The sequence below is a fragment of the Pseudomonas sp. 1L-C-7-B-C1 genome (assembly GCF_057291635.1).
In genome coordinates this window covers 174037-200050 of record NZ_JBXAWH010000010.1, presented here as the reverse complement: position 1 = coordinate 200050, position 26014 = coordinate 174037, and the positions used below count along the sequence as shown (strand labels likewise).

Sequence of the window (26014 nt, the reverse complement as noted above, 5' to 3'; positions counted from 1 at the left end):
CCCACGCATCTTAATTACAATCGGCGCCGACCGCAGCTATCGGCGCCAGAGAAGGAGCCTATCGTGGCCATTCGCACGTTCCAGAACCACACCCCGGCCCTTGGCCAGCGGGCGTTTGTCGATCATTCGGCGATTGTGATCGGCGACGTCGAAATCGGCGCCGACAGTTCGGTCTGGCCGCTGACCGTCATCCGTGGCGACATGCACCGCATCCGCATCGGCGCGCGCACCAGCGTGCAGGACGGCAGTGTGCTGCACATCACCCACGCCGGCCCGTTCAACCCCGACGGTTTCCCGCTATTGATCGGCGATGAGGTGACCATCGGCCACAAGGTCATGCTGCACGGCTGCACCGTCGGCAATCGCATTCTGATCGGCATGGGGACCACGATCATGGACGGCGCGGTGGTGGAGGATGAGGTGATCATCGGCGCGGGCAGTCTGGTGCCGCCCGGCAAACGCCTCGAGAGCGGGTTTCTCTACGTAGGACGTCCGGTAAAGCAGGTGCGCCCGCTGACCGAAAAAGAGATCGCTTTCTTTCCCTACAGCGCGACCAATTACGTGAAGTTGAAAGACCAGCACCTGGCCGAAGGCTTCGACAAACCCTGCTGAGAGCTCACATGCATTACCAGAATATTCTGTTCGACCTGGACGGCACCCTGACCGATCCGCGCGAAGGCATCACCCGGTCCATCCAGTTTGCCTTGAGCAAGCTGGGCATCGACGAACCCGACATCACCCGGCTCGAACACTTCATCGGGCCGCCGCTGTTGCAGCAATTCATGCGCGTCTACGACTTCGACGAAGCGAAGGCCTGGGAAGCGGTGGGCTTTTACCGCGAGCGCTTCAAGGTCACGGGCCTTTACGAGAATCTGGTGTTCGACGGGATTTTCGAACTGCTGGACAGGCTCTCGGATCAGGGGCGTACGCTGTTCATCGCGACGTCCAAACCTTGGGTGTTCGCCCATGAAATCGCTCGGCATTTCGACTTCGCGCGCCATTTCAAGCTGATCTACGGCAGCGAGCTGGACGGCACCCGCACTGACAAGGTCGAGCTGATCCGGCACTTGCTGGATGAAGAGCAGCTCGACCCGAAACAGACGCTGATGATCGGCGACCGCAAACACGATTTGATTGGCGGCAAGCGCAACGGCTTGGACGTGGCGGCGGTGGGGTATGGGTTTGGCAGTCGGGAGGAGCTGGAGGCCGAGGCGCCGACGTATCATTTTGATTCGGTGAGCGCGCTGCATCGGGCGTTTCTCAAAAGCTGAGAACACTCAATCTGTAGGAGCGCGCTGATCGTTCCCACGCTCTGCGTGGTAATGAATCCCGGGACGCTCCGCGTTACCTCACGGCTGAACGCAAAGCGTCCAAGGCGGCATTCCCACGCGGAGCGTGAGAACGATCACAACAGTGCCGGCATTACTTGGATTTTTTAGCCAGCCGCTCCAACGCCGCCTTGCGTTCATCCTTGGGCAATCCGCCCAGCCTTTCCACCGCCGAATAGAACGCAGGCCAATTACCGCTCACCTGCCTGAACAACGCTTCAAACGCCGGCACCCATTGATCGTACAAACCGATGGGCAACAGGCGTGCGTTGTTCATCGGCGCATACACCCAGCCGTCGAAACGCTTGTCGCCGCCCCATTGGCTGTCGCGCAACTGCCGATACTCGCTGCGCAGACGCTCGAACTCAGCGGCCTTGCGTTCGCGCATCACCTGGGGACTCAGCGGCTCGGCGTACAGCGCCTTCAGCCGGTCGCGGGTGACGAGGGCCAGTTCGGTCAGTTGATCACGTCGCCGGGCTTCCGAAGATCCTCCTTCGGCAGGTAAACCGCGCGCCGCGCGCCACTGGCGGGTGCCCTCCTGCTCCACAAAACTGGCGTAGGACTCGTTGAACTCGCTGTCGTCCTTCACGTAAAACCGCTGGTGCGCCAGCTCGTGGAAGATCAGCGTGGCCAGTCGCTCATCGCCCCAGTTCATCATCGAACTCATGATCGGGTCATCGAACCAGCCAAGCGTCGAATACGCCTCCACTCCGCTGACATACACGTCCTTTCCCTCAAGCTTCTGCAGAGCCGCATCCCCGCGCGCGGCGCCTTGAGTGTAATAGCCGCGATAGGCCACGCACCCGGCAATGGGGAAGCAATGGGTGACAGGATCCAGGGAAAATTCGCCCGTCGCGAACACGTTCCAGACAACAAACGGGCGATGGATGTCAGCGTAAAGGCGGTAGCTGCGGTTATCCGGCAGGTGCAGATGCTCGGTCGCGAACGCACGGGCTTGCTGCGACTTGAGGAGGTGATCGCGCAACTTGGTATCGCGATTCGGATCCGCGATGACGTCGGCAACCGGCTCGCGCGCTCGCAGCAGGGCCATCTGGCCGCTGGCCAGTTGCGAGTAATAGGAAAGACTGGAACAGCCGCCGAGGAGTAAAGTTGCCAGCATCGGCAAGCCACGTTGCAGCCAGGCCTTTTTCAATCGAATCATGCAGCTGCCTTAACGTCGATATTCATGATGCCTACACATCAGCGTTATGCCGGACAGCCCGCCTCTGACGCAACCATCATCGCCATTTGCCCCATTGCGGAGTTCGTCATGCGCTTGCCTCTGTCCATCATTGCCCTGAGTCTTCTGGCCGGATGCGCGGGGCCGCTGCCCGCGGTTGATCCCCAGCAGGCGTGGGTTGACCTGCATACCTTCACCGGCAAAACCCTGATGGCCGACAAGCTCGACGGCGTACGCACCTACGACGGTCGCTTCTTTCAGGTGACGCCCGGCAAACACAAGCTGGAAGTGCGTTACGACTACGAATACGCGCCCGGTGCGATGGGCTTATCGATGGACATCTACAACGAGCGAACCTGCTACGTGACGATCAACTACGACCGCTTCGAGGCCGGCCACCGCTATCGCCTCGACGTGCGCAATATCACCAACGACATCGACGCGCAGTTGCGGGACGAGCAGCGCAATGTGCTCGCGGAGGAGGGGGAGATTTTCTGCATCCCTTGACGCGTGATCGCGAGGTCAGCGCGCAAACGAACTTGCTCATCTGAGGCTTACGAAAAGCTTTCGCTTACACCGGACTATCGATCGTTGTTCTGATAAATGATCTTTTTGGTGCCGTTTTCGCAGGTGCCGACGACCATATTCTGATCATGGACCTCCTCGTTGGTGACGACTTCCAGCGTGTAAGAGCTAACGTTCTGAGCCTGAATTTTGGCTTCGATTTCGTCCTTGAGCTCTTCGCAGGGCTTGGGGGCGGCAAAGGCACTGGTGGTCAGCGCACCGAGAATCAGGATTGCGGCGATACGTTTCATGATCGACTCCTTCGACACCGTGCGACACGCATCGGCCTTGCATGTGACCGTGGGGGCGCACGCCGGTTCTGGCGCGTCCATAACGAAGATGGCCCGCAATTGCGGGCCACCGAATGCAACAGTAACGCGAATCAGCTCACGAGGGTGGCATCGAGCGTGATCTTGGCGTTCAGTACTTTCGAAACCGGGCAGCCTTCCTTCGCATCGTTGGTCAGCTTCTCGAACTGTTCCTGGGTAGCGCCAGGGATTTTGGCTTTCAGTGTCAGGTGTACTGCAGTAATCGCGAAACCGCCGTCGACTTGATCCAAAGTGACGTCAGCGGTTGTGTCGATGCTGTCGGCTTTCAGATTCGCATTGCCGAGGATCATCGACAGTGCCATCGAGAAGCAGCCAGCGTGGGCTGCGCCGATCAGTTCTTCCGGGTTGGTGCCCTTGCCGCCTTCGAAACGGGCCTTGAAGCCGTACGGCGCTTCGCGCAGGACGCCGGTTTCAGTAGAGATGCTGCCGATACCCGACTTCAGGTCACCTTCCCAGTGGGCGGATGCTTTCTTGACGATGCTCATGGTGTCTCCTCATGAAAAGTGCGATATCGCTCGCACGCGGACCAAAGTTCTGAGGAGTGTAGGCGGGACTTAGTTCAACGCGTATGCCGCACGTGCTTTTTTGCGGACCGATCCAATGTTAATTCCGACCAAATTAGTAGGAAATTTCGCGTTGCCCATTGCAACTCTGAAATCCGCCCTTATTCTATGGCTTAACGCAAATATTTAGTCTTAATGCCGGTTTGCTCGCGTGATGTCCCCGATGGATACACCGCTTCAAGCCCAAGAGGATCAACAACGGCCTATGAAACGATTAGCTGATGTGAAGATTTCGACGCTCGATCTGGTGCCCGTCCGCGAAGACAAAGGGCCGGCAGAATCGCTGCGCAATGCCCTGGACCTGGCGCAACACGTTGAGAAATGGGGCTACAACCGTTTCTGGGTGGCCGAGCACCACAACATGGACGGCATCGCCAGTTCGGCCACCTCTGTTTTGCTGGCCTATCTGGCCGGTGGCACATCGACCATCCGGGTCGGGTCGGGCGGGATTATGCTGCCCAACCACGCACCGCTGGTGATCGCCGAGCAGTTCGGCACGCTGGAAAGCCTGTTCCCGGGGCGTATCGACCTTGGCCTCGGCCGCGCGCCGGGTTCCGACCAGATGACCGCTCGCGCCCTCCGTCGCGAGCGCTCCGGCAGTGCCGATGATTTCCCGGATGACGTGACTGAACTGGTCAACTACCTCGGGCCGCGTCAGCCTCATCAACGGGTCATCGCTGTGCCCGGCACCAACACCAACGTGCCGATCTGGTTGCTGGGCTCTAGCCTGTTCAGTGCTCAACTGGCCGGTGAGCGGGGGCTGCCGTACGCTTTCGCGTCGCACTTCGCGCCACGTTTCATGCACGAAGCGATTCGCGTCTATCGCAGCCACTTCAAGCCTTCGGAGGTCCTCGACAAGCCTTACGTGATGCTCGGCGTGCCACTGGCCGCTGCAGAGACCGACGAGCGCGCCGAGTATCTGGTGACGTCGGTGTATCAACGCATCCTGAGCCTGATGCGTGGGCAGAGCCTGATGCAGAAGCCGCCGGTCGAGAGCATGAATGGGTTGTGGCTGCCCCATGAGCGCGACGCGGTGATGGATTTCCTGGGACTGGCGGTCGTCGGTGGCCCGGAAAAAATTCGCGCCAAGTTGGACGTGCTGCTTGAGCAGACCGACGCGGATGAGCTGATCTTCACCTGCGACATGTACGAACACGCCGATCGCCTGCGCTCTTACGAGATACTGGCGCAAGCAGCTAAGGGCTGATTCAGGATTACGCGCTGGAGCTGTCTGTCATAAACAAAAAATCCGACGCCAAATGCGTCGGTTTTTTTGTGCCAGCGGGCCAGTATCAGCCGCGCTTGTAAACGATTTCCATGCTGCCGCCTTCGCAGGTGCCGACGACTTTGCCGTCCGCCGAGCTGCCTTTTTCAACGGCTTCCAGCGTGTAGGACGAAACGCCTTTGGCTTTAATTTTCGCGTCGATGTCGGCTTTCACGTCATCACACGACTTGCCGGCGGCCATGGTAGTGCCCGCAATGCTCAACAAGCCTATGGCCAACAGAACTTTTTTCATCGGTGCATCCCCTCGTCAAGCGCAATTTTCGGATCAACAAGGCCGCTCCGATCGGGCGGCCTGACTACATGAACCTGCGTCATGAACTTTCGTAAAAGTCACGACTGCGCGGTATGTATAGCGAAGGTTGTGGCACTCGGCCACTGTAAAAGTTCAGCGGCTCAGCTGTTGTCGATGCGGAAACCGACCTTGATAGTCACCTGGAAGTGGCCGACTTTACCGTCTTCGATGTGGCCACGGGTTTCCAGCACTTCGAACCATTCCATGAGTTTTACAGACTTGGCAGCCTGGGCAATCGCGTTTTGAATCGCGTCGTCGGTGCTCACGGTCGATGACCCGACCAGCTCGAGCATTTTGTAGGTGTGATGATCAGACATGGCAGTTCTCCTGAAGGATGTTGCGCGGTGGCAGCGCCGCAGTGATTGTGTTCACTATCTCTGTGCCGAAATGCGGTCTAAAAGTTCAGAAGAAACGGTACTTCGCATTACGCACTGCACTTTCTCGAAACCCTGTAGTCGGAATCAACACACGCCACTCATCACAGCAGGAGAGTTAAATCATGGCATTCACGTCATCCCGTAAAGCGTCGTTGCAAAGCATGGAAGCCGAGATCGAGAGTCTGCTCAAGTCGCTGGAAGGCTTGAAGTCCGATGCTTCCGACGAGTCGCGCAAGACCCTGAAAAACCTGAAAGCCAATGCTGAAAACGCGCTGAGCCATTCGCGCAGCCTGTTGAGCGATGTCTACGAAGACGTCAAGGTCAAAACCCGCGAAACCAGCGTTGCGACCCGTGATTACGCCCAAGAGCACCCTTGGACCACCGCAGGCGTCGCTGTTGGCGCAATCGGCCTGCTGGCCGCTTATCTGCTGTGCAAGCGCGGCTGATCAAGCCCGCCCCGATCGCTCGAGTTCCTGCTTGAGCCACCGAGCGAGGTGCTGAGCGCGCCCATCCGCGGCGCGCTTCGGTACCCACAACGCCAGCTGCGCCGGGGTTTCACTGAAACCCCATGGTGCAGCCAGGCGTCCGGCCTTCAAGTCGTCAGCCACTAATGGCTCCGGCGCGATCGCCACTCCCAGGCCTGCAACGGCCGCCTCCAGTAAATAATACAAATGCTCGAAATCCTGTCCGTAGCTCAGCGCGTCGGGCTCAATGCCGTTTTGCGTCGCCCATGTCGGCCAGGCTTGCAGCCGCGATGTGGTCTGCAGCAAGGGCTCACCCAGTAGCGCATGGACCGGGGCGTGTCGCAGCTCCTCGAACCGGGCGAATCGTGGACTCATCACCGGCCCGATGCGCTCGCTGGCGAGCTCGAAGACCTGCATGTCCGCAGGCCATGGCGGCTCGGCAAATATCAGCAGCGCGTCCAGTCCGGGGCGTCGCGGGTCAAGGTCACCTTCTCCTGCCGACAGGTGCAGGCGCAGATCGGGGAGGTCGGCGTTCAAGCGCCCCAGCCGCGGGATGAACCAGCGCGCCAGCAAGCTTCCGGAACAACCCAGTACGAACGGCGCATCTGCGCTGCCCTGGCTAAGCTCGGCACAGACACCGCGCAGACGATCAAACGCTTCGGCGCTCGCATCCCGCAGGCGAATTCCGGCATCTGTGAGTTTCAGGCCACGTCCATCCTTGCTGAACAGGCTCACGCCCAAGTGTTCTTCCAGCACTTTCAGCTGACGGCTCACGGCACCATGGGTCACGTGCAATTGCTCGGCCGCCTGACTGACGCTGTTTAGCCGGGCGGTGGCTTCGAAGGCACGCAGTGCGTTGAGGGGCGGAAGGTCTCGGCTCATGGGATGTGTGAGTTTTCCTGACAGGTTGCGCCGATCTTATCGGTTTTCATCGTCACTGGCGCTGGTTAGAGTGTAATCACTGCCTGATGGCTCATCCTATTCGCATCCCCGGAGGTCCACATGACCCAGACTCAAACTGCATACCGCGAAGGCCCGGACGACCGTGGCATGTTCGGCGCTTTCGGCGGTCGTTACGTCGCTGAAACCTTGATGCCGCTGATTCTTGATCTGAACCGCGAGTACGAAATCGCGAAGAATGATCCTTCGTTCCTGAAAGATCTGGAGTACTTCCAGCGCGATTACGTGGGTCGTCCAAACCCGCTGTACTTCGCCGAGCGTCTGACCGAACACTGTGGCGGCGCGAAGATTTACCTGAAGCGCGAAGAGCTCAACCATACAGGCGCGCACAAGATCAATAACTGCATCGGCCAGATCCTGCTGGCGCGGCGCATGGGTAAAAAGCGCATCATCGCCGAGACCGGCGCTGGCATGCACGGCGTTGCCACCGCTACCGTGGCTGCGCGCTTCGGCCTGGAATGCGTCATCTACATGGGCACCACTGACATCGAGCGTCAGCAAGCCAACGTGTTCCGCATGAAACTGCTGGGCGCCACGATCATTCCGGTGGTCGCGGGCACCGGCACGCTGAAAGACGCCATGAACGAGGCGCTGCGTGACTGGGTCACCAACGTCGACAGCACGTTCTACCTGATCGGCACCGTTGCAGGGCCGCATCCTTACCCTGCAATGGTTCGTGACTTCCAGTCTGTTATAGGCAAGGAAACCCGCGTGCAGATGCAAGAGCACGAAGGCCGTCTTCCGGACAGTCTGGTGGCGTGCATCGGCGGTGGCTCGAATGCCATGGGCCTGTTTCATCCGTTCCTCGACGACACAAGTGTGCGCATCATCGGCGTCGAAGCGGCCGGTCACGGCATCGAGACCGGCAAGCACGCCGCCAGCCTGAACGGCGGCGTTCCGGGCGTACTCCACGGCAACCGCACCTTCCTGCTGCAGGATAACGACGGCCAGATCATCGACGCCCACTCGATTTCCGCCGGTCTCGACTATCCAGGCATCGGTCCTGAACATGCCTGGTTGCACGACATCGGTCGCGTCGAATACACCTCGGTCACCGACGATGAAGCACTGGCTGCGTTCCACCAATGCTGCCGCCTCGAAGGCATCATCCCGGCACTGGAAACCGCACACGCCCTGGCTGAAGTTTTCAAACGCGCGCCAACGCTGCCGAAGGATCACCTGATGGTGGTCAATTTGTCCGGTCGTGGCGACAAGGACATGCAAACCGTGATGCACCACCTGGATCTGTCCCAGCAGGAGAAACACTGATGAGCCGCCTGCAAACGCGTTTTGCCGAACTGAAAGAACAAAACCGCGCGGCCCTGGTGACTTTCATCACGGCAGGCGACCCGGGCTACGACACCTCGTTGGCGATCCTCAAGGGATTGCCGAAGGCAGGTGCCGATGTGATCGAACTGGGTATGCCCTTCACTGACCCGATGGCGGACGGCCCGGCAATTCAGCTGGCGAACATTCGCGCGCTTAACGCCAAGCAAAACCTGGCGAAGACGCTGCAGATGGTTCGCGAATTTCGTGAAGAAGACAGCGTCACGCCGCTGGTGCTGATGGGTTACTACAACCCGATCCACAACTACGGCATCGAGCGCTTCATTTCCGAAGCTCATTCGTCGGGTGTCGACGGGCTGATCGTGGTGGACCTGCCGCCGGAGCACAACGCCGAGTTGTGCGACCCCGCGCAGGATGCTGGCCTGGACTTCATCCGTCTGACCACGCCGACCACCGACGACGTTCGTTTGCCTACGGTGCTCAACGGCAGCTCCGGCTTCGTCTACTACGTGTCGGTAGCGGGCGTGACAGGCGCGGGTTCAGCGACGATCGATCACGTGAAAGACGCCGTGCAACGCCTGCGCCGCCATACCGATCTGCCAATCAGTGTCGGCTTCGGGATTCGCACAGCTGAACAAGCGGCAGCTATTGCGCGTGTCGCCGACGGTGTCGTCGTCGGTTCGGCACTGATTGACCAGATCGCCAACGCGCCGTCGCCAGAACAGGCGGTGAGCGGCGTGTTGGGGCTGTGCGCGCAGTTGTCGCAAGGCGTGCGTAAAGCCCGCGTAGCCGAAGGTAAAGTTTCTGATACAGAGGAATCTCAGCTTCTGGCCGCACACTAAGCCGTACAGCGAAGGGGTTCAGGACCGCGTCCTGAACCCCTTTTTGCTGCCCGAATTTGCTCAGGAGCGCGCCACATGAAAGTCTCGAATCGTTTGATCGCCGGGTTGGGCGTGTTGATGCTCAGCGCCAGCGCACTGGTTCAGGCTGCACCACCGGATCAACGCGGCGGCGATGACAACGGCCCGGGCCAGCATCAGGACCATGGCCAGCAAGGCGGTCCGCAGGGCGATCGCGGCAACGGCAACGGGAATAACAACGGCAACGATCATCGCAACGAACCGCGTGCCGACAACCGTGGCAACAACCAGCGGGGCGGCCGTCCTCCTGCCGACTTCGGCGATGTGCGCCGGACCATCAGCGAACACCGGGAAGTCATTGGTCGCGGTCAGCCGCTGCCTCCTGGCGTCCACATCGTCAAAGGCCACCCGCTGCCACGCGGTTATGGCCGTCGACTGGACCCACGCTCGCTGCAATACCTGCCTCAATACGATGGCTACGAATGGCGCCGCCTGGGCCCCGACGTTGTGTTGATTGCCATTGGCAGCGGGATTGTTTATGAAATTCTGGATGGCGTGTTGAATTAATGCAGCTTCGGTATCACGACCAGTAGGAGTGAGCTTGCTCGCGAAAGGGGCCTTCCAGCCGCTAGAAACTTAGCGGTTGTACTGGCTTATTCGCGAGCAAGCTCGCTCCCACAATTTATGTCCCGGCAGCTATATCTGCGGCACCGTCGAAAAGCCGCCAGATCAGCGTCAATGTTTGTCACAAGGACCCTAAACCGCTATCGACGGCAGCGCCTTGCCCTTCAGCAAATCCCCGCTCAACGCCTGCTCACTTCTTAACCAGTCCACGAACCGCTGCACGATCTGTACGCGCCGTTTACGTTGCGGCAGGACGATGTAATAACCGTATCCGGAGACGGCGCTGGCTTCGATCGGGCGGCACAGCAAACCCTGCTCCAGCAAATCGTCCACCAGATGGCGCCAGCCGATGGCCACGCCCTGGCCGCCGATCGCCGCTTGAATCATCAGCGTGTAGTTGTCGAATCGCAGCTGACCCGGGGCGGGTGCCTGGGGGATATTCAGGGCGCGGAACACGCCACTCCAGTCGAACCAGTTGTTGCCGCCTTCGCCGCGAAGGTGCAGCAGGGCGAAATCTTTCAGCTCCTCGGTGGGCAAGGGTAGGTCCCGCCCCTTCAGCAATTGCGGGCTGCACACCGGGAACACTTCCTCGCTGAACAACCAGTGGCTTTCTCCCTGCTTGAATCGCCCGTCACCGAATAACACGGCCACATCGATATCCGCGCGCAGCATGTTGTGACTGCGTTCGCTGGTGACCAGGCTGACGTCGATGTCGGGGTTGTCCTTGTGGAATCGATGCAGCCGCGGCATCAGCCAATAGGCGGCGAAGGCGAAGTCGGTCGCCACTTGCAGCACCTCATGCTGATGCTGCTCGGTGATTGCGCTGAGGCCTGCGTCCATCGACTCAAGCCCGGTTTGTACGTGATTGAAGAGAATCAACCCGGCGTCCGTCAGTTCGATGCCGCGATAGATGCGATCAAACAGCCGCGTCGCCAACTGCTCCTCCAGTCGCTTGATTTGTTGACTGATGGCCGGCTGAGTGGTGCCGAGCTCGATGGCAGCAGCGGTAAAACTGCGCAGCCGTGCGGCGGCTTCAAAACCGCGAAGCAAATCCAGTGACATGGCACCAAGGGCTCCAAACATAAGCTGCACTTATCCTACGCATTGCCTCATATGGGCTTTACCGCAGACGGCATGGGCACCATCCTCGGTCGGAGCACTTTCGCATAAATAATGACTATGGGATGCCGCGAATACATGAAGCGCAAAAACATTCTTTTCATCATGGCCGATCAGATGGCCGCGCCCATGTTGCCGATGTACGCTTCTTCCCCCATCAAGATGCCCCACTTGAGTCGCCTCGCTGCTGAAGGCGTGGTGTTCGACGCCGCCTACTGCAACAGTCCGCTGTGCGCACCGTCGCGTTTTACCTTGGTGAGCGGTCAATTGCCGAGCAAAATCGGCGCGTACGACAACGCCGCCGACTTCCCCGCCGATGTCCCGACCTACGCCCACTACCTGCGTCGACTTGGCTATCGCACGGCGCTGGCCGGCAAGATGCACTTTTGTGGCCCCGATCAATTGCACGGCTACGAAGAGCGCCTGACCAGCGACATCTATCCGGCCGACTACGGTTGGGCCGTGAACTGGGACGAACCGGACGTGCGCCCGACGTGGTATCACAACATGTCATCGGTGCTGCAAGCCGGACCTTGCGTGCGCACTAATCAGCTCGATTTCGACGAAGAGGTGGTGTTCAAGGCTCAACAATATTTGTTCGATCACGTCCGCGAAGACGGCGATCAGCCGTTTTGCCTGACAGTGTCGATGACCCATCCCCACGATCCGTACACCATTCCCAAGTCCTACTGGAATCTGTACAGCGACGACGACATCCCGATGCCTCACTCGCCGTTGGCCCAGTCCGAACAGGATCCGCATTCCCAGCGCCTCCTGAAGGTCTACGACCTGTGGGACAAGCCGCTGCCCGAGCAAAAGATTCGCGATGCGCGCCGCGCCTATTTCGGCGCGTGCAGCTACATTGATAACAACGTCGGCAAACTGCTGAAAACCCTGGAGGAAACCGGCCTGGCCGATGACACGATTATTGTGTTCTCCGGCGACCATGGCGACATGCTGGGTGAGCGCGGGCTCTGGTACAAAATGCACTGGTTCGAGATGTCGGCGAGGGTGCCGCTGCTGGTGTACGCTCCGGGGCAGTTCAAGGCCGGCCGGGTACAGGCCGCAGTGTCCACCGCCGACCTGTTGCCGACGTTTGTTGCGTTGGCTGATGGTCAGCTGGACGCCGGCTTGCCGCTGGATGGCCGTTCACTGTTGCCGCATCTGCAGGGTGAGGGCGGTCACGACGAGGTGTTTGGCGAGTACATGGCCGAGGGCACCAACAGTCCGCTGATGATGATTCGTCGCGGCGCGTACAAATTCATTTATTCGGAACGGGACCCATGTCTGCTCTATGACGTGCGCAACGATCCGAAGGAGCAGGAAGAGTTGAGTCGATCCGAGGCTCATCGCGACCTGTTCGCTGCGTTCCTGGCCGAAGCAAAGGCCAAGTGGGACATTCCGGCGATACACCACCAGGTGCTCGCCAGCCAGCGTCGCCGGCGCTTCGTCGCCGAGTCGCTGGCCATCGGCAAGCTGAAGAGTTGGGATCACCAGCCGCTGGTCGACGCCAGTCAGCAGTACATGCGCAACCATATTGATCTGGACGATCTGGAGCGCAAGGCCCGTTATCCGCAACCTTGAACCCTGCCAACACCTAGAAAACCAAAAAAGGGGCACACCATGAATAAGCTGTTCACCACGCTGGCGGTTGGGGTCTTGAGCTTGAGCAGCGTCGTGGCCTATGCCGCCGACGCCAGCTGCAGCACCGTGCGGATGGCCGATCCAGGCTGGAGCGATATCGCCGCGACCAACGCCACTGCAGGCTTTTTGCTCGACGGCATGGGCTACAAAACCAAGATCGACACCCTGGCGGTGCCGATCGCCTATGGCGGCCTGAAGGACGGGCAACTCGACGTCTTTCTGGGCAACTGGATGCCGGCGCAGCAGGGCTTCTACGACAAATTCATCGCCACAGGTGACGTGACGCAATACGCGAAGAACCTGGAAGGCACCGAGTTCACCCTCGCGGTTCCCGATTACGTCTATGACGCGGGCGTTCACGACTTCGCCGACCTGAACAAATTTGCCGACAAGTTCCACAAGAAGATCTACGGCATCGGCTCGGGCGCTCCGGCCAACGCGTCGATTCAGGAAATCATCAAGAAGAACGAGTTCGAGCTGGGTGACTGGAAGTTGGTTGAGTCCAGCGAGCAGGCGATGCTGGCCGAAGTCCAGCGCAACGTGAAGAAGAAGGAATTCGTGGTGTTCCTCGGCTGGACGCCACACCCGATGAACGTGCAGATCAAAGGCATGCACTACCTGAAAGGCGGCGAGAAATACTTCGGTGATACCGGCAGCGTCTACACCGTGACCCGCAAAGGTTACGCCGACGCCTGCCCGAACGTGGCCAAGCTGCTTTCCAACCTGGTATTCACCCAGGACATGGAAAACTCGATCATGCAGACCGTTGTGGACAAAAAGGTCAGCAATACCGAGGCGGTGAAAGCGTGGCTGAAAGCCAACCCGGCGGTGCTGGATAAATGGCTGAGCGGCGTGAAAACCATTGACGACAAAGATGCGCTGCCGGCGGTGAAGGCCAAGTTGTAAGCGCCGACGAGAAGCATCGCGAGCAAGCTCACTCCTACAGGGCCAATATCAGTCCGTAGGAGTGAGCTTGCTCGCGAAGAGGTCTGCATGTTCGCTAGATTTTCAGCGGCTGAGATGGCGTCTTCCTGAGCAAGCTCGCTCCCACAATTTTTGCGTAAACAGCCAGAACTGCAGTGTGTGAGCCTTGATGAGCCCACGCGTTATCCGTTCTGCACCATCAACCGCCGCAGCTCCGCCAGCACCGGCGCTGACTCCGGTCGCACGCCGCGCCACAGGTAAAACGCCTCGGCGGCCTGCTCGACCAACATCCCCAAACCATCCACTGCCTGTCCGGCGCTGTGCTCCGTGGCCCAGCGGCAGAATGCAGTCGGCTCTTTGGCGTACATCATGTCGTAGCAAAAGGTCGCGCCAGGCTGAATCAGGCTGGGCGCAATGGGCGGGACTTCGCCCGACAGGCTCGCCGACGTGGCGTTGATGATGATGTCCACCGGCTCTTCTAGCCAGTCATAGCCTGCGGGCAGCACCGGGCCGATGTCGGCGAACTCCTGGGCCAGCTGTTCAGCCTTTTCTACCGTGCGATTGGCAACCACCAGCACGTAGGGATCTTCCGCCAGCAAGGGTTCCAGCGCGCCACGCACTGCGCCACCAGCTCCGAGCACAAGGATGCGTTTGTCCTTGAGCGTGATGCCATGATTCACCTTCAGGTCTCGAACCAGACCGGCTCCGTCAGTGTTATCACCCAGCAGGCTCCCGTCCGCTTGAAGGGCCAAGGTATTGACCGCTCCGGCACGACGGCCGCGCTCGGTCAGCTGATCGGCCATCCGGTACGCTTCTTCCTTGAAGGGCACGGTGACGTTGGCGCCACGGCCGGTTTCGAAAAACGCTTTGGCAAACGCGGTGAAGCCGTCCAGCGGCGCGAGCGAGGTCTGATAGTCGAGGGCCTGACCGGTCTGCTCGGCGAACAGGCGATGGATCAGCGGCGATTTGCTGTGGGCGATAGGGTTGCCGAAGACAACATACTGGTCGGTCATCACTGTGTCGCCTCAGCCAGCCAGTCGCGATCCTGCAGAAAATAATCGGTGAGGCGTGCTTCTTCACTGCCTGGCTCGGCTTTCCAGTCATAGCCCCAGCGCACTTGCGGCGGCAGCGACATGAGGATCGATTCAGTGCGGCCACCCGATTGCAGGCCGAACAGGGTGCCGCGGTCGTACACCAGATTGAATTCAACGTAACGCCCACGGCGAAATTCCTGAAATTCGCGCTGCTGCGGCGTGTACGGGGTGTCTTTGCGGCGCTGAACGATGGGCAGATACGCCTCCACGAACGCATCGCCGATCGCGCGAATGAACGCGAAGCTGGTGTCGAAATCCCACTCGTTGAGGTCGTCGAAAAACAGTCCGCCGACGCCGCGTGGCTCATTACGGTGCTTGATATGGAAGTAGCGATCGCACCACGCCTTGTAGCGGGGATAGACGTCGGCACCGAACGGCGCGCAGGCCTGTTCGGCAACGCGGTGCCAATGAATGCAGTCTTCCTCGACGCCGTAATAAGGGGTCAGGTCAAAGCCGCCGCCAAACCACCATACCGGCTCTTCACCCTCTTTCTCTGCGATGAAAAACCGCACATTGGCGTGGGCAGTCGGCACGTGTGGGTTATGCGGGTGCATCACGAGCGACACACCGAGGGCTTCGAAACCTCGTCCTGCCAGCTCCGGTCGATGGGCGCTGGCCGAGGGGGGAAGGCCAGCGCCGAAGACGTGGGAAAAATTGACCCCGCCCTTTTCGAGGATGTGGCCGTTCTCGATCACTCGGGTTCGTCCGCCACCGCCTGCAGGCCGTTCCCAGGCGTCTTCGACGAAACGGGCGCTGCCATCTTCGGTTTCCAGCGCGGCGCAAATGCGGTCCTGAAGATCGAGCAAGTAGGCTTTGACGGCATCGGTGCGAAAGGACATGGGCAGTACCTGCATAAACTGAAACGTGCGTCGGGAGCGGGATTCAGCGAGTCTTGGCGTTGATAGCACGCCTCGCTGCGCAAATCCCGTCGGCGAAATTCGGTCCGTAGCATATCACCGGCCTGGCGGATGCCGCAGTTGACGAAGCGCCGACGAAGGAGTCCGATAGAGCCCTTTCGCATCAACAGTCATCCCCTGCAGTTCCGACCCATGACGGAGAAAGCAAATGGCAAAACGTATCCAGTTCAAGGCTTATGGCGGTCCCGAGGTGCTCGAGTACGTAGACTTCGAACCCCCGGCACCGGGTCCGAAAGACGTGCTCGTGCGCAACAAGGCGATTGGCGTTAATTTCATCGAAACCTACTTTCGCAGCGGCCTTTACCCGGCGCCTTCATTTCCGTCGGGGTTGGGCAACGAAGGCGCGGGGCTGGTTGAAGCGGTCGGCAGCGAAGTCACCCACGTCAAAGTCGGCGACCGGGTGGTGTACGGCACAGGCCCGTTGGGTGCATACGGGGACATTCACCTGACGCCGGCCGCGAACATTGCCAAACTGCCTGACGGCATCAGCTTCGAGCAGGGCGCCGCCGTTATGCTCAAGGGCCTGACCGTGCAGTACCTGTTTCGCCAGACCTACGAGATCCGCCCTGAAGAAACCATTTTGTTCCATGCCGCTGCCGGCGGCGTGGGTTCCATCGCCTGCCAGTGGGCCAACGCCTTGGGCGTCAAGCTCATCGGCACGGTCAGCTCGGCAGAAAAGGCTGCGCACGCCAAAGCGCATGGCGCGTGGGAAGTGATCGATTACAGCAAGGAGGACGTCGTTCAGCGTGTACTGGAATTGACCGATGGCAAGAAGGTGCCGGTGGTCTACGACGGTGTAGGCAAAGACACGTGGGAAACGTCCCTTAATTGCCTGGAATTGCGAGGCCTGCTGGTCAGTTTCGGCAATGCATCCGGCGCGGTGACCGGGGTGAACCTGGGGGTACTCGCCCAGAAAGGCTCGCTCTACGTTACCCGCCCGACATTGGGCTCCTATGCGAACACGCCGGAAGCCTTGCAGGCGATGGCGGATGAAGTATTTGAAATGGTCGCCAGCGGCAAGGTGAAAGTCGACGACATCCAGAAGTTTGCCCTCAAGGATGCCGCGAAAGCCCATACCGAACTGTCCGGCCGCAGAACGGTTGGGTCGATCATTCTGGTGCCTTGATCTCACCCTGCGAGACGGTGGAAGGGCATTACCCCGCCCTTACCACCTCAGCGGTGACCAGATCCCGGATCACACTTGGGTTGCGACGCCCGCCAAGAGTGCCACCCAGGACCAGGTCCAGCTGTTCGTGAAAATACTGCTCAACGCGCAGTCGTGAGCGGGCAGCGGGGCGGCCGGTCGGGTTGGCGGAAGTCGACACCAAGGGGCCTGTCAGGGCGCACAACTCGCGAACGATAGGGTGATCGCTGACCCGGAGGGCGACGGTGTCATGCTTTCCGGTGATCCAGTCCGGCAACAGGCCTTGATGGGGCACCAGCCAGGTATTCGGTCCCGGCCAGGTGCTGGCCATGCGATCAATCCACAGCTCAGGGAAGTCCTCGAAGAGGAAATCGAACTGACGGATGTTGTCTGCGATCAGGATCAAGCCCTTATCAACAGGCCGTGCCTTGATTGCCAGCAGGCGATACACCGCCTCCACATCCCAAGGGTCACATCCCAACCCCCACACTGCTTCGGTTGGATAGGCAATCACCGCCCCGGCCCGAATTTCTCGTGCGGCTTGCTGCACTCGCCAACTGCTGACCATCGTCCGTTCTCCCAAATTACGCAGGCGGGCAGTTTAACCTCAGCGTGCCCGGGCAAACCATCGCCCGGCTTCACAGGCCACGCTGCTGTCGAGTTCCAGCTCGGTCAGCGCTGCCAGGACTTTTGGCAAAGGCCAACCGCTGTTGTGGGCCAGCGCCTCGCCGGTTTGCGGCGCTGCGTGCAAGAGGGCGAGCAGCGGATGGAGCGGCGTCGACGGCTTAACAACGACGTCATGGCTCGGCGCAATGTTTTTCCAACCCTGCAGCGCTTCAAGAATGTGGTCGATGGTTTCCACTAGCACCGCCCCTTCACGGATCAACTGGTGACAACCCCTGGCCCCCGGATGATGGATCGAGCCGGGGATCGCGTAGACCTCACGGCCCTGCTCGGCGGCAAGACGTGCCGTGATCAGCGATCCGCTGGCGACACTCGCCTCGACCACCAGCACGCCCAAGGATAAACCGCTGATAATTCGATTGCGCCGGGGAAAGTTGCTCGCGTGGGGACCTGCGTCCAGTGGCAGCTCGGAAATCACCGCGCCGCCATCGGCAATCATGCGCGCTGCAAGTTGGCGATGCCGCTGTGGATAAAGTTTTTCGATGCCTGTGCCAAGCACGCCGATTGTCCCGCCTTTTACATCCAGCGCACCTTGATGCGCGGCGCCGTCGATACCCAGCGCCAACCCGCTGGTGATCACAAAACCAGCACCGGCCAGGCTTCTCGCGAACGCTGCAGCGGTGTCGAGCCCGGGCTTGGAAGCACGTCGACTGCCCACCATCCCGAGCTGCGGGCGATCAAGCAAAGCGCGGTTTCCGGCGATAAAGAGCAGGGGCGGTGGATCCGGGATTTCTGCCAACAGCGCAGGATAGTCAGGGTCGTCCCACATCAGCAAATGCTGGCCCGGACGCTCTAACCAGGCCAGTGCAGCACTGGCTCCGTCGCGCACTTCGGCACTGCGACGGGCCTCGGCACTGGCCGCCGGCAGCCGTAGAGATCGCCACGCTGAAGCCGGTGCACTCAATGCGGCAGAGGCGCTGCCAAATGCATCGATGAGGGTGTGGAAACGTTTTGGACCGACTTCCGGCAGCCGATGCAAACGCAAACGGGCTTCCAGCTCAGCCGGCGACTGACCGGCCTTTTCGAACAACGGCATGTGATCTTCCTTGATCCGCGACCCACCTTAATCGGTGGACCAAGCTGTGGATAAGTCTGTTAACAACAATTTGATAAGTGAAGCATGCCGGTGGAGAAAAGTGATTTACAGCTGATACATAGCATTACGGATTGCGGACTTTGTCCTGCACTGCCAGAGATCGGGTTGCGTGCAGCACCATGCCGTAGCTCAATCGCTCGTAGGTGCGGAAGACCATCAGTAGCCCAGAGCGCTCGTCTGGAATTTTGACTTGATCGCCATTGACCCGGTCGCGGACCGTCTCGCCAGTCTTGTAGATCGCCAATACGTTGCCTTCGGCCAAGCCGTCAAGCCGGCCGCGATCGATAGTGACCACGTCAAACTCGCCGATCTGCGTCACGCCGCGCGGCACGTCGATGATGTTGCCGTTGATCGGTTGTTGGGGCTCACTGGGGACAAAGGTGGAATTGATTCCGCGTTCTTCGCTGACGAAGAGACGATCGCCGAGGCGTACTTCCTGCGTCGAGCGCTGCAGTTGCAGCGTCGCCACGTCACCTTCGCTGGCAATGATTTGGCCGCTGCCGATGTCATCGGCATTGATACCCAACACCACGCCGCTCACTGGGTCGACGTAGGTCTTGCCCTTGCGATAGATGCCGTAGGACACATGGCTCGGTTCGAACTGCCCGCGCGCATAGATGCGATCACCCGCGCCACTGAGCACCCGCTCGCCGGGGCCGGCCACGACATGAGGCGCGGCTTCAAACTGGCTCGCGTTATCAATGATTCGGTTGTTCAGCAGAAACGCATTGATTGCGCCCAACGGTATCGTGGGAATCGCCTCTGCAATCGGCGTACTGCGCACACGCGGGGACAGTTTGATAGTGCCCCGGGACGCGCCGCGATTGACCACGATGCGTGGCTGACCATCGACGTAAATCAGGTTGAGCGTATCGCCGGGGTAGATCAGATCAGGGTCGTGAACCTGTGGATTGGCGCGCCAGAGCTCCGGCCACTTCCAGGGCTGGTTGAGAAATTTCCCGGAAATGTCCCAAAGTGTGTCACCGGCGACAACGGTGTAACTCTGCGGATGGCCATCCCTGAGCTGTACTTGCGCCTGGACAAGGCCTGTCGCGGCCAACAGCAGCAGGGCGAGTAGTGATTTCCTCATGCGGTGAATCCCTTTATCATGTTGGCTTCGCGTGGAACGCTGAGTCTTGCGAGACTTCCGGTTTTACTAGGGCTGCAGCTTGTGACGTCCCAAGCCTAGCAGCCGATTTTGACTTTACCCTACAGTGCATCCCTTACGTATATGGCCATTCTAAACATCCTCGAATTTCCCGATTCGCGCCTGCGCACCATCGCCAAGCCAGTGGCTGAAGTGGACGACGGCATTCGCCAGTTGGTCGACGACATGTTTGAAACCATGTACGAAGCGCCTGGCATCGGTCTCGCCGCGACGCAGGTTAACGTACACAAGCGCGTGGTGGTGATGGACCTCTCCGAAGATCGCAGCGAGCCGCGGGTGTTCATCAACCCGGAAATCGAGCCGCTCACCGACGAGATGGATCAGTACCAGGAGGGATGCCTTTCCGTTCCAGGTTTCTACGAAAACGTGGATCGCCCGCAGCGGGTCAAGATCAAGGCACTGGACCGTGACGGTCAGCCTTACGAATTCATCGCCGAGGGCCTGCTCGCGGTGTGCATCCAGCACGAATGCGATCACTTGAACGGCAAGCTGTTCGTTGATTACCTGTCCAATCTCAAGCGCGACCGGATCAAGAAGAAGCTGGAAAAACTCCACAAGCAAAACGCCTGATCCCGCCATCCTCCTTTCTACCGTAGGAGCGCGATTGCCCGCGATAGCGACCTGTCCTCTGCCGCATATCTTGGCTGACACCACGCGATCGCGGGCAAGCGCGTTTCTACAGTCTTACTTCAAGAGAAGCCCATGACTGAGCCACTGCGCATCGTGTTTGCCGGCACCCCGGAATTCGCCGCCGAGCATTTGAAAGCCCTGCTCGACAGTCCCCACGACGTCATTGCGGTGTACACCCAGCCAGACCGCCCGGCCGGTCGTGGTCAGAAGCTGATGCCGAGCCCGGTCAAGCAGCTTGCCCTCCAGCACAACATTCCTGTCATGCAGCCGCCTACCTTGCGCGCACCCGAAGCCCAGGCCGAGCTGGCCACGTTGCAGCCGGATCTGCTGGTCGTGGTCGCTTACGGCCTGATTCTGCCGCAGACCGTGCTGGACATTCCGCGTCTGGGCTGCATCAACAGTCACGCCTCGTTGCTGCCACGCTGGCGCGGTGCTGCGCCGATTCAGCGCGCGGTGCAGGCCGGCGATGCCGAGAGCGGCGTGACGGTCATGCGTATGGAAGCGGGCCTGGACACCGGCCCGATGTTGCTCAAGGTGACGACGCCGATAACGGCCGACGACACCGGCGGCACGCTGCACGACCGTCTTGCCGAGCTCGGTCCACCCGCGGTGATTCGAGCCATCGCCGGATTGGCGGAAGGCACGCTGGTTGGCGAAGTGCAGGATGACAGCCTCGCCACCTATGCGCACAAACTGAACAAAGACGAAGCACGCATCGACTGGACCCGTCCCGCCGTCGAGCTGGAGCGACTGGTACGCGCCTTTAACCCATGGCCGATTTGCCACACCACGCTCAACGGCGAAGCGCTGAAGGTGCTGGCCGCGCAGGTCGCCGACGGGGAGGGCACGCCCGGCAGCATCATCGACGCGAGCAAAGACGGCCTGCTGGTCGCGTGCGGGAGTGGCGCACTGCGTCTGACCCGTCTGCAACTACCAGGCGGCAAACCGCTGGGCTTCGCTGACCTGTTCAATAGCCGCCGCGAGAAGTTCGCCGTCGGCACCGTCCTCGGTCAAGCGGTGGATGCGCAATGAACCCGCGTCTGGCCGCCGCCAAGGCCCTGGCTGCCGTGTTGGGCGGCAAGGCATCGCTGAACAGCTCTTTGCCTACACAACTGGACAAGGTTGAAGACCGCGACCGCGGGCTGACCCAGGACCTGGCATTTGGCACCGCGCGCTGGGAGCCGAGGCTGTCTGCGCTTGCGGCCAAGCTGCTGCAGAAACCCTTCAAAACCGCTGATAACGACGTGCAGGCTTTATTGCTGGTGGGTCTGTATCAGCTGCTCTATTCGCGCATCCCCGCCCATGCTGCTATCAGCGAAACCGTAGGCTGTGCCGAGAAGCTAAAAAAACCGTGGGCGAAAGCGTTGCTCAATGCTGTGCTGCGTCGCGCCCAACGGGAGGGCGAGGCATTGCTGACGGAGCTGGAACACGATCCAGTGGTGCGCACGGCTCATCCACGCTGGCTGCAAAAAGCGCTGAAAGCTGCATGGCCCGAGCATTGGGAAGCGATTTGTGCAGCAAACAATGCCCACCCGCCGATGATTTTGCGGGTCAACCGCCGGCACAAAACCCGCGAGCAGTACCTTCAGCTGTTGCTGGACGCAGGCATCGCCGCGACGCCTTGCACGTTCAGCCAGGATGGAATTGTGCTGACCGAACCGGGCGATGTTCGTTCGCTACCGGGTTTCGCTGAGGGCTGGATCAGCGTTCAGGATGAGGCCGCGCAACTGGCCGCCGACTTGCTGGAGCTGGCGCCGGGTCAACGTGTGCTGGACGCCTGTTGCGCACCGGGTGGCAAAACCTGCCATCTGCTGGAAGTACAACCGGGCCTGGCGGGCGTGGTCGCAGTGGATCTTGAAGCCAAGCGCATGGTGCGGGTCAAAGAGAACCTCGATCGCCTGGGCCTGAGTGCCGAGCTCATCGCCGCCGATGCCCGCGCCACCGATCAGTGGTGGGACGGCAAACCGTTCCAGCGAATCCTGCTCGACGCGCCTTGCTCGGCGACTGGCGTGATCCGCCGCCACCCCGACATCAAGCTGACCCGTCAGGCGGATGACATTCCCGCCCTCGCCGCGCTGCAGGGCGAATTGCTCGACGCACTGTGGCCGACGCTGCAGGTGGGCGGGATTTTGCTGTATGCCACGTGCTCGACCCTGCCGGCTGAAAACACGGAAGTCATTGACGCATTCCTGGCGCGTACGTCGGGTGCTCGGGAGCTGGACATTGCCGGTCAGCAAGGCAATCCGCCTCCTGGCTTGAAGCAGCCCCACGGCCGTCAGTTGCTGGCGCAGGAAGGCGGGCATGACGGGTTTTACTACGCCAAACTGATCAAGATCGCAGCGGCGTGAGAACCAATACCCGGTGTGACGGCATCATCATTCAAGGAGAGACTGATTGAAGATCATCATTCTCGGCGCAGGACAGGTCGGCGGTACGCTGGCCGAGCATCTGGCCAGCGAAGCCAATGACATCACTGTTGTGGACACCGATCAGGATCGTCTGCGGGCATTGGGTGATCGCCTTGATATCCGCACCGTTCACGGCCGCGGTTCGTTTCCGACCGTGTTGCGTCAGGCCGGCGCCGACGACGCCGACATGCTGGTGGCCGTGACCAGCAGCGACGAAACCAACATGGTCGCCTGCCAGGTCGCGTACACGCTGTTCCAGACGCCGACCAAGATTGCCCGCGTTCGCGAGTCGGCTTACCTGACCCGCTCAGGCCTGTTCGCCAACGGCGCCATTCCTGTCGACGTGCTGATCAGCCCTGAGCAAGTGGTCACCCATTACATCAAGCGGCTCATCGAATACCCCAGCGCGCTGCAAGTCATCGACTTCGCCGGCGGCAAAGTGCAGATGGTGGCGGTCAAGGCGTACTACGGCGGGCCTCTGGTGGGTCAGCAACTGCGTCAACTGCGCACGCACATGCCGAATGTCGACACGCGAGTTGCGGCCATTTTTCGTCGAGACCGTCCGATCATTCCCCAAGGCGATACGGTTATCGAGGCTGACGACGAGGTCTTTTTCATCGCTGCCAAGCCGGATATTCGCGCCGTCATGGGCGAGATGCGTCGCCTGGATGAGAGCTACAAGCGCATCGTGATTGCCGGGGGTGGCCAGATCGGCGAGCGGCTGGCGGAAGCTATCGAGAACCGCTATCAGGTCAAGATCATCGAGATGAACCCGGCCCGATGCCGTCACCTGTCAGACACGCTGAACAACACGGTGATCCTGCAAGGCAGCTCTTCCGATCGTGACCTGCTCGTTGAAGAGAACATCGACAATGCCGACCTGTTTCTGGCGCTGACCAACGACGACGAGGCGAACATCATGTCGTCGTTGCTGGCCAAACGTCTCGGTGCCAAGAAGGTGATGACGATCATCAACAACCCGGCCTATGTCGATCTGGTGCAAGGTGGGGAGATTGATGTCGCGGTCAGCCCTCAGCTCGCCACCATTGGCACGTTGCTGGCACACGTGCGGCGCGGCGATATCGTCAGTGTGCATTCGTTGCGTCGGGGCGCGGCAGAAGCCATCGAGATCGTCGCCCATGGCGATGCCAAATCCAGCAAGGTGATTGGCAAAGCCATCATGCACATCAACCTGCCGCCCGGCACGACCATCGGCGCCATCACCCGCGCCGATCAGGTAATCATCGCCCATGACAGCACCGTGATCGAATCGGGCGATCACGTGGTCATGTTCCTTGTGGATAAAAAGTACATTCGCGACGTGGAACGACTGTTTCAGGTGGGCCTGAGCTTTTTCTGAAAGCCTGAGTCAGAGTCGATGATCAGGACAATGTGGGAGTGAGCTTGCTCACTGATAGGCCGGCGGATCCGCCGCTGGATATGGCGTACTGAATACGCCATTCGCGAACAGGTTCGCCCCCACAAGTTCCTATCAGGTCTTGAAGTGAGTACCTGAGCTTAATACCAGCGCTTCTCACCCTCGGGGCGTTTCTTGAAGCGCTTCATGGTCCACATATACTGGCTTGGATAGGCCCGCACGTATTTTTCAACCACCTTGCTCATGGCAGCTGCCGACGTCGCGGTGTCGGTGCTGTACATGTCGTCCGGCGCCGCTTCAAGTACGACCTTGTAGCCAGAACCATCCTCCAGACGCATCGCGTGTAGAAATACGCCAACAGCTTTGCCGCCCGCCAGCATGTTCGGCACGAACTTGCTGGTCAGCGCCATTGTCCCGCAGAACGGTACAAATATACCTGCTGACTCGGCAGGTTCCGGATCCGCCGGAATACCGACCGAGCCGCCTTTGCGCACTTCCTTGATGACGCTGAGAATGCCTTCCTTGGTGGACGCTGCGACGCGGTTGCCCAACTGCACGCGCTGCTTGCGCAGCAGGTCGTCTACGGCCTTGAGCTTGGGTGGCCGGTAGAAAATGATCGGTTTGCACTGGCTGCAATAGAAGTGGTTGAGCACTTCCCAGTTGCCGAGATGGCTGGTGATTCCGACTACGCCCTTGCCCGACGCAAGGGCATCTTTCAACACCTGCAGCCCTTCGACTTCGCGAACCAGATTGATCGACTTCTGCGCCGGCCAGATCCACGCGCAGGCGCTTTCGGTGAGGGTCTTGCCGATGTCCATCAGGCTGCGGCCGACCAGCGCTTCGAGTTCTTCAGGGCTCAGTTCGGGGAAGCACTTGGACAGGTTGATCCGCGCGACGTCGCGAGACCGGTTAGGCAACTTCCACATTAGCCAGCCAATGCAGGTGCCGACCCATTGCACTGCGCGCCACGGCAACAGGGCAAACAGGCGCAGTGCCCCCACCATCAAGGCGCCTTTGAACTTATCCACAGATCACTCCCGAATACATGAGGCGGCCATTGTAACCATTCATGGGAGCCGATTATCCACATCACCCGCCAGCTCGGCGTATCGATCGCAATCAACCGTATGGTCCATCACCATACCGGTGGCCTGCATGTAGGCGTAACAGATAGTCGGGCCGACGAAGGTGAAGCCGGCTTTCTTCAGCGCTTTGCTCATCGCTTCGGCCTCGGGGGTAATGGCCGGGACTTCGCTGCGGTCCTTGAAGTGATTGACCTTAGGCTCCCCGCCCACGAAGGACCAGACAAACGCGGCCGGATCCTCCAGCCGCAACCAGGCCAGGGCATTCTTGCGCGCAGCGTTGAGTTTGAGGCGGTTGCGCACAATGCCGGGCTCCTGCATCAGCGCTTCGATTTCAGCATCGGTCATCGCCGCGACGCGCTGGACGTCGAAGCCGAACATCACTTCACGGTAGCGCTCACGCTTTTTCAGGATGGTGATCCACGACAGTCCAGCCTGGAACCCTTCGAGCAACAGGAACTCGAACAGCATCTGCGCATCGCGCAACGGCACACCCCACTCTTGATCGTGGTAGTCCATGTAAAGCGGATCTTCGTTGCACCAAAAGCAGCGTGGCATAGGGCTCCCAAGGGTGGAGGCGCGGCCGAATCGGGTATACTCCCGCTCTTTAAAT

Annotated in this window: 29 protein-coding genes; 15 read left to right on the top strand and 14 right to left on the bottom strand. The window is 60.1% G+C overall.

Annotation, left to right across the window (positions count from 1 at the left end; all coding sequences use genetic code 11):
• Positions 1-63 precede the first annotated feature (63 nt).
• On the top strand, positions 64-612 hold the full coding sequence (locus AC0Z8Z_RS16860; RefSeq protein WP_485619841.1) for a gamma carbonic anhydrase family protein: 549 nt from the start codon (positions 64-66) through the stop codon (positions 610-612).
• 8 nt (positions 613-620) lie between these two features.
• Positions 621-1271: an HAD family hydrolase gene (locus tag AC0Z8Z_RS16855; RefSeq protein WP_485619840.1), complete on the top strand. Its 651-nt coding sequence runs from the start codon at positions 621-623 to the stop codon at positions 1269-1271.
• 151 nt (positions 1272-1422) lie between these two features.
• Here AC0Z8Z_RS16855 and AC0Z8Z_RS16850 read toward each other — a convergent pair whose 3' ends face one another.
• A complete protein-coding gene (locus tag AC0Z8Z_RS16850) occupies positions 1423-2490 on the bottom strand; it encodes an aminopeptidase (protein ID WP_485619839.1) in 1068 nt (355 codons plus the stop codon).
• A 108-nt stretch (positions 2491-2598) separates the two neighbouring features.
• Between AC0Z8Z_RS16850 and AC0Z8Z_RS16845 the strand changes: the two genes are divergently transcribed.
• Positions 2599-3015 carry a PA0061/PA0062 family lipoprotein gene (locus AC0Z8Z_RS16845; protein ID WP_172612998.1) on the top strand — a complete coding sequence of 139 codons (417 nt, stop codon included), beginning with the start codon at positions 2599-2601 and terminating at the stop codon, positions 3013-3015.
• Positions 3016-3089: 74 nt separating this feature from the next.
• On the opposite strand, the gene AC0Z8Z_RS16840 is transcribed toward AC0Z8Z_RS16845, so the two are convergent.
• Together AC0Z8Z_RS16840 and AC0Z8Z_RS16835 are read right to left on the bottom strand one after the other, a co-directional pair.
• A complete protein-coding gene (locus tag AC0Z8Z_RS16840) occupies positions 3090-3323 on the bottom strand; it encodes a DUF1161 domain-containing protein (RefSeq protein ID WP_485619838.1) in 234 nt (77 codons plus the stop codon).
• A 131-nt stretch (positions 3324-3454) separates the two neighbouring features.
• The gene (locus AC0Z8Z_RS16835) at positions 3455-3886 is read right to left on the bottom strand and encodes an OsmC family protein (RefSeq protein ID WP_037017022.1); all 432 of its coding nucleotides are present in this window, start codon (positions 3884-3886) and stop codon (positions 3455-3457) included.
• A gap of 283 nt (positions 3887-4169) precedes the next feature.
• Here AC0Z8Z_RS16835 and AC0Z8Z_RS16830 point away from each other — a divergent pair, with 283 nt between their 5' ends.
• Positions 4170-5171: an LLM class flavin-dependent oxidoreductase gene (locus AC0Z8Z_RS16830; RefSeq protein ID WP_122534293.1), complete on the top strand. Its 1002-nt coding sequence runs from the start codon at positions 4170-4172 to the stop codon at positions 5169-5171.
• A gap of 85 nt (positions 5172-5256) precedes the next feature.
• On the opposite strand, the gene AC0Z8Z_RS16825 is transcribed toward AC0Z8Z_RS16830, so the two are convergent.
• A complete protein-coding gene (locus tag AC0Z8Z_RS16825) occupies positions 5257-5481 on the bottom strand; it encodes a DUF1161 domain-containing protein (protein WP_122623653.1) in 225 nt (74 codons plus the stop codon).
• 161 nt (positions 5482-5642) lie between these two features.
• Positions 5643-5858: a dodecin gene (locus tag AC0Z8Z_RS16820; protein ID WP_065987998.1), complete on the bottom strand. Its 216-nt coding sequence runs from the start codon at positions 5856-5858 to the stop codon at positions 5643-5645.
• Between the two features lie 182 nt (positions 5859-6040).
• Between AC0Z8Z_RS16820 and AC0Z8Z_RS16815 the strand changes: the two genes are divergently transcribed.
• Positions 6041-6364: an ElaB/YgaM/YqjD family protein gene (locus tag AC0Z8Z_RS16815; protein WP_122534291.1), complete on the top strand. Its 324-nt coding sequence runs from the start codon at positions 6041-6043 to the stop codon at positions 6362-6364.
• On the opposite strand, the gene AC0Z8Z_RS16810 is transcribed toward AC0Z8Z_RS16815, so the two are convergent.
• Positions 6365-7264, bottom strand: coding sequence for a LysR family transcriptional regulator (locus tag AC0Z8Z_RS16810; protein WP_485619837.1), 900 nt, complete (start codon positions 7262-7264; stop codon positions 6365-6367).
• Positions 7265-7384: 120 nt separating this feature from the next.
• Between AC0Z8Z_RS16810 and trpB the strand changes: the two genes are divergently transcribed.
• The 3 genes from trpB (at position 7385) to AC0Z8Z_RS16795 (ending at position 10056) form a co-directional block, all read left to right on the top strand.
• On the top strand, positions 7385-8611 hold the full coding sequence (trpB, locus tag AC0Z8Z_RS16805) for a tryptophan synthase subunit beta (RefSeq protein WP_172610161.1): 1227 nt from the start codon (positions 7385-7387) through the stop codon (positions 8609-8611).
• On the top strand, positions 8611-9471 hold the full coding sequence (gene trpA, locus AC0Z8Z_RS16800; RefSeq protein ID WP_485619836.1) for a tryptophan synthase subunit alpha: 861 nt from the start codon (positions 8611-8613) through the stop codon (positions 9469-9471). Before trpB ends, trpA begins: the two co-directional genes overlap by 1 nt.
• 75 nt (positions 9472-9546) lie before the next feature.
• The gene (locus AC0Z8Z_RS16795; RefSeq protein ID WP_485619835.1) at positions 9547-10056 is read left to right on the top strand and encodes an anti-virulence regulator CigR family protein; all 510 of its coding nucleotides are present in this window, start codon (positions 9547-9549) and stop codon (positions 10054-10056) included.
• A gap of 189 nt (positions 10057-10245) precedes the next feature.
• Here the strand turns inward: AC0Z8Z_RS16795 and AC0Z8Z_RS16790 are convergent, their stop codons facing one another.
• A complete protein-coding gene (locus tag AC0Z8Z_RS16790; protein ID WP_485619834.1) occupies positions 10246-11196 on the bottom strand; it encodes a choline sulfate utilization transcriptional regulator in 951 nt (316 codons plus the stop codon).
• A 114-nt stretch (positions 11197-11310) separates the two neighbouring features.
• On the opposite strand from AC0Z8Z_RS16790, the gene betC reads away from it, so the two are divergent.
• Both betC and choX read left to right on the top strand, forming a co-directional pair.
• Complete coding sequence (gene betC, locus AC0Z8Z_RS16785; protein ID WP_485619833.1) at positions 11311-12816, top strand: choline-sulfatase; 1506 nt, start codon at positions 11311-11313, stop codon at positions 12814-12816.
• Positions 12817-12855: 39 nt separating this feature from the next.
• Positions 12856-13782: a choline ABC transporter substrate-binding protein gene (gene choX / locus AC0Z8Z_RS16780; RefSeq protein ID WP_485619832.1), complete on the top strand. Its 927-nt coding sequence runs from the start codon at positions 12856-12858 to the stop codon at positions 13780-13782.
• A gap of 200 nt (positions 13783-13982) precedes the next feature.
• Here choX and aroE read toward each other — a convergent pair whose 3' ends face one another.
• Together aroE and hemF are read right to left on the bottom strand one after the other, a co-directional pair.
• Entirely contained in the window at positions 13983-14813 is an 831-nt protein-coding gene (gene aroE / locus AC0Z8Z_RS16775) for a shikimate dehydrogenase (protein ID WP_485619831.1), read from the bottom strand.
• Positions 14813-15733, bottom strand: a complete 921-nt coding sequence (gene hemF / locus AC0Z8Z_RS16770) for an oxygen-dependent coproporphyrinogen oxidase (RefSeq protein WP_485619830.1) — start codon at positions 15731-15733, stop codon at positions 14813-14815. The genes aroE and hemF overlap by 1 nt, the downstream gene beginning before the upstream one ends.
• 226 nt (positions 15734-15959) lie before the next feature.
• On the opposite strand from hemF, the gene AC0Z8Z_RS16765 reads away from it, so the two are divergent.
• The gene (locus tag AC0Z8Z_RS16765; protein ID WP_485619829.1) at positions 15960-16937 is read left to right on the top strand and encodes an NADPH:quinone reductase; all 978 of its coding nucleotides are present in this window, start codon (positions 15960-15962) and stop codon (positions 16935-16937) included.
• A 28-nt stretch (positions 16938-16965) separates the two neighbouring features.
• On the opposite strand, the gene tsaC is transcribed toward AC0Z8Z_RS16765, so the two are convergent.
• The 3 genes from tsaC to AC0Z8Z_RS16750 form a co-directional block, all read right to left on the bottom strand.
• Complete coding sequence (gene tsaC, locus AC0Z8Z_RS16760) at positions 16966-17523, bottom strand: L-threonylcarbamoyladenylate synthase type 1 TsaC (protein WP_485619828.1); 558 nt, start codon at positions 17521-17523, stop codon at positions 16966-16968.
• Positions 17524-17562: 39 nt separating this feature from the next.
• Complete coding sequence (dprA, locus tag AC0Z8Z_RS16755) at positions 17563-18675, bottom strand: DNA-processing protein DprA (protein ID WP_485619827.1); 1113 nt, start codon at positions 18673-18675, stop codon at positions 17563-17565.
• A gap of 124 nt (positions 18676-18799) precedes the next feature.
• On the bottom strand, positions 18800-19825 hold the full coding sequence (locus AC0Z8Z_RS16750) for a LysM peptidoglycan-binding domain-containing protein (RefSeq protein ID WP_172610172.1): 1026 nt from the start codon (positions 19823-19825) through the stop codon (positions 18800-18802).
• 141 nt (positions 19826-19966) lie between these two features.
• Here AC0Z8Z_RS16750 and def point away from each other — a divergent pair, with 141 nt between their 5' ends.
• From def to trkA, 4 genes are all read left to right on the top strand, one after another.
• Positions 19967-20473: a peptide deformylase gene (def, locus tag AC0Z8Z_RS16745; protein ID WP_485619826.1), complete on the top strand. Its 507-nt coding sequence runs from the start codon at positions 19967-19969 to the stop codon at positions 20471-20473.
• Between the two features lie 132 nt (positions 20474-20605).
• Positions 20606-21565, top strand: a complete 960-nt coding sequence (gene fmt / locus AC0Z8Z_RS16740) for a methionyl-tRNA formyltransferase (RefSeq protein ID WP_485619825.1) — start codon at positions 20606-20608, stop codon at positions 21563-21565.
• Entirely contained in the window at positions 21562-22881 is a 1320-nt protein-coding gene (gene rsmB / locus AC0Z8Z_RS16735; RefSeq protein WP_485619824.1) for a 16S rRNA (cytosine(967)-C(5))-methyltransferase RsmB, read from the top strand. The genes fmt and rsmB overlap by 4 nt, the downstream gene beginning before the upstream one ends.
• A gap of 46 nt (positions 22882-22927) precedes the next feature.
• Positions 22928-24301: a Trk system potassium transporter TrkA gene (gene trkA, locus AC0Z8Z_RS16730; RefSeq protein ID WP_122534274.1), complete on the top strand. Its 1374-nt coding sequence runs from the start codon at positions 22928-22930 to the stop codon at positions 24299-24301.
• Between the two features lie 158 nt (positions 24302-24459).
• Here the strand turns inward: trkA and AC0Z8Z_RS16725 are convergent, their stop codons facing one another.
• Positions 24460-25347, bottom strand: coding sequence for a lysophospholipid acyltransferase (locus tag AC0Z8Z_RS16725; protein WP_122534273.1), 888 nt, complete (start codon positions 25345-25347; stop codon positions 24460-24462).
• A gap of 39 nt (positions 25348-25386) precedes the next feature.
• Positions 25387-25959, bottom strand: a complete 573-nt coding sequence (locus AC0Z8Z_RS16720) for a DNA-3-methyladenine glycosylase I (protein ID WP_485619823.1) — start codon at positions 25957-25959, stop codon at positions 25387-25389.
• Between the last annotated feature and the right edge of the window lie 55 nt (positions 25960-26014).

Excerpts from the sequence above, each read along its gene's own strand:
- aroE (WP_485619831.1), bottom strand. The coding sequence starts at position 14,813 with ATGACCGACCAGTATGTTGTCTTCGGCAACCCTATCGCCCACAGCAAA.
- dprA (WP_485619827.1), bottom strand. The coding sequence starts at position 18,675 with ATGCCGTTGTTCGAAAAGGCCGGTCAGTCGCCGGCTGAGCTGGAAGCC.
- AC0Z8Z_RS16845 (WP_172612998.1), top strand. The coding sequence starts at position 2,599 with ATGCGCTTGCCTCTGTCCATCATTGCCCTGAGTCTTCTGGCCGGATGC.
- AC0Z8Z_RS16750 (WP_172610172.1), bottom strand. The coding sequence starts at position 19,825 with ATGAGGAAATCACTACTCGCCCTGCTGCTGTTGGCCGCGACAGGCCTT.
- AC0Z8Z_RS16835 (WP_037017022.1), bottom strand. The coding sequence starts at position 3,886 with ATGAGCATCGTCAAGAAAGCATCCGCCCACTGGGAAGGTGACCTGAAG.
- hemF (WP_485619830.1), bottom strand. The coding sequence starts at position 15,733 with ATGTCCTTTCGCACCGATGCCGTCAAAGCCTACTTGCTCGATCTTCAG.
- AC0Z8Z_RS16790 (WP_485619834.1), bottom strand. The coding sequence starts at position 11,196 with ATGTTTGGAGCCCTTGGTGCCATGTCACTGGATTTGCTTCGCGGTTTT.
- AC0Z8Z_RS16795 (WP_485619835.1), top strand. The coding sequence starts at position 9,547 with ATGAAAGTCTCGAATCGTTTGATCGCCGGGTTGGGCGTGTTGATGCTC.
- AC0Z8Z_RS16720 (WP_485619823.1), bottom strand. The coding sequence starts at position 25,959 with ATGCCACGCTGCTTTTGGTGCAACGAAGATCCGCTTTACATGGACTAC.
- fmt (WP_485619825.1), top strand. The coding sequence starts at position 20,606 with ATGACTGAGCCACTGCGCATCGTGTTTGCCGGCACCCCGGAATTCGCC.
- betC (WP_485619833.1), top strand. The coding sequence starts at position 11,311 with ATGAAGCGCAAAAACATTCTTTTCATCATGGCCGATCAGATGGCCGCG.
- AC0Z8Z_RS16810 (WP_485619837.1), bottom strand. The coding sequence starts at position 7,264 with ATGAGCCGAGACCTTCCGCCCCTCAACGCACTGCGTGCCTTCGAAGCC.
- AC0Z8Z_RS16815 (WP_122534291.1), top strand. The coding sequence starts at position 6,041 with ATGGCATTCACGTCATCCCGTAAAGCGTCGTTGCAAAGCATGGAAGCC.
- AC0Z8Z_RS16855 (WP_485619840.1), top strand. The coding sequence starts at position 621 with ATGCATTACCAGAATATTCTGTTCGACCTGGACGGCACCCTGACCGAT.
- AC0Z8Z_RS16765 (WP_485619829.1), top strand. The coding sequence starts at position 15,960 with ATGGCAAAACGTATCCAGTTCAAGGCTTATGGCGGTCCCGAGGTGCTC.
- choX (WP_485619832.1), top strand. The coding sequence starts at position 12,856 with ATGAATAAGCTGTTCACCACGCTGGCGGTTGGGGTCTTGAGCTTGAGC.
- AC0Z8Z_RS16850 (WP_485619839.1), bottom strand. The coding sequence starts at position 2,490 with ATGATTCGATTGAAAAAGGCCTGGCTGCAACGTGGCTTGCCGATGCTG.
- AC0Z8Z_RS16820 (WP_065987998.1), bottom strand. The coding sequence starts at position 5,858 with ATGTCTGATCATCACACCTACAAAATGCTCGAGCTGGTCGGGTCATCG.
- AC0Z8Z_RS16830 (WP_122534293.1), top strand. The coding sequence starts at position 4,170 with ATGAAACGATTAGCTGATGTGAAGATTTCGACGCTCGATCTGGTGCCC.
- AC0Z8Z_RS16825 (WP_122623653.1), bottom strand. The coding sequence starts at position 5,481 with ATGAAAAAAGTTCTGTTGGCCATAGGCTTGTTGAGCATTGCGGGCACT.
- AC0Z8Z_RS16840 (WP_485619838.1), bottom strand. The coding sequence starts at position 3,323 with ATGAAACGTATCGCCGCAATCCTGATTCTCGGTGCGCTGACCACCAGT.
- tsaC (WP_485619828.1), bottom strand. The coding sequence starts at position 17,523 with ATGGTCAGCAGTTGGCGAGTGCAGCAAGCCGCACGAGAAATTCGGGCC.
- trpA (WP_485619836.1), top strand. The coding sequence starts at position 8,611 with ATGAGCCGCCTGCAAACGCGTTTTGCCGAACTGAAAGAACAAAACCGC.
- trpB (WP_172610161.1), top strand. The coding sequence starts at position 7,385 with ATGACCCAGACTCAAACTGCATACCGCGAAGGCCCGGACGACCGTGGC.
- def (WP_485619826.1), top strand. The coding sequence starts at position 19,967 with ATGGCCATTCTAAACATCCTCGAATTTCCCGATTCGCGCCTGCGCACC.
- rsmB (WP_485619824.1), top strand. The coding sequence starts at position 21,562 with ATGAACCCGCGTCTGGCCGCCGCCAAGGCCCTGGCTGCCGTGTTGGGC.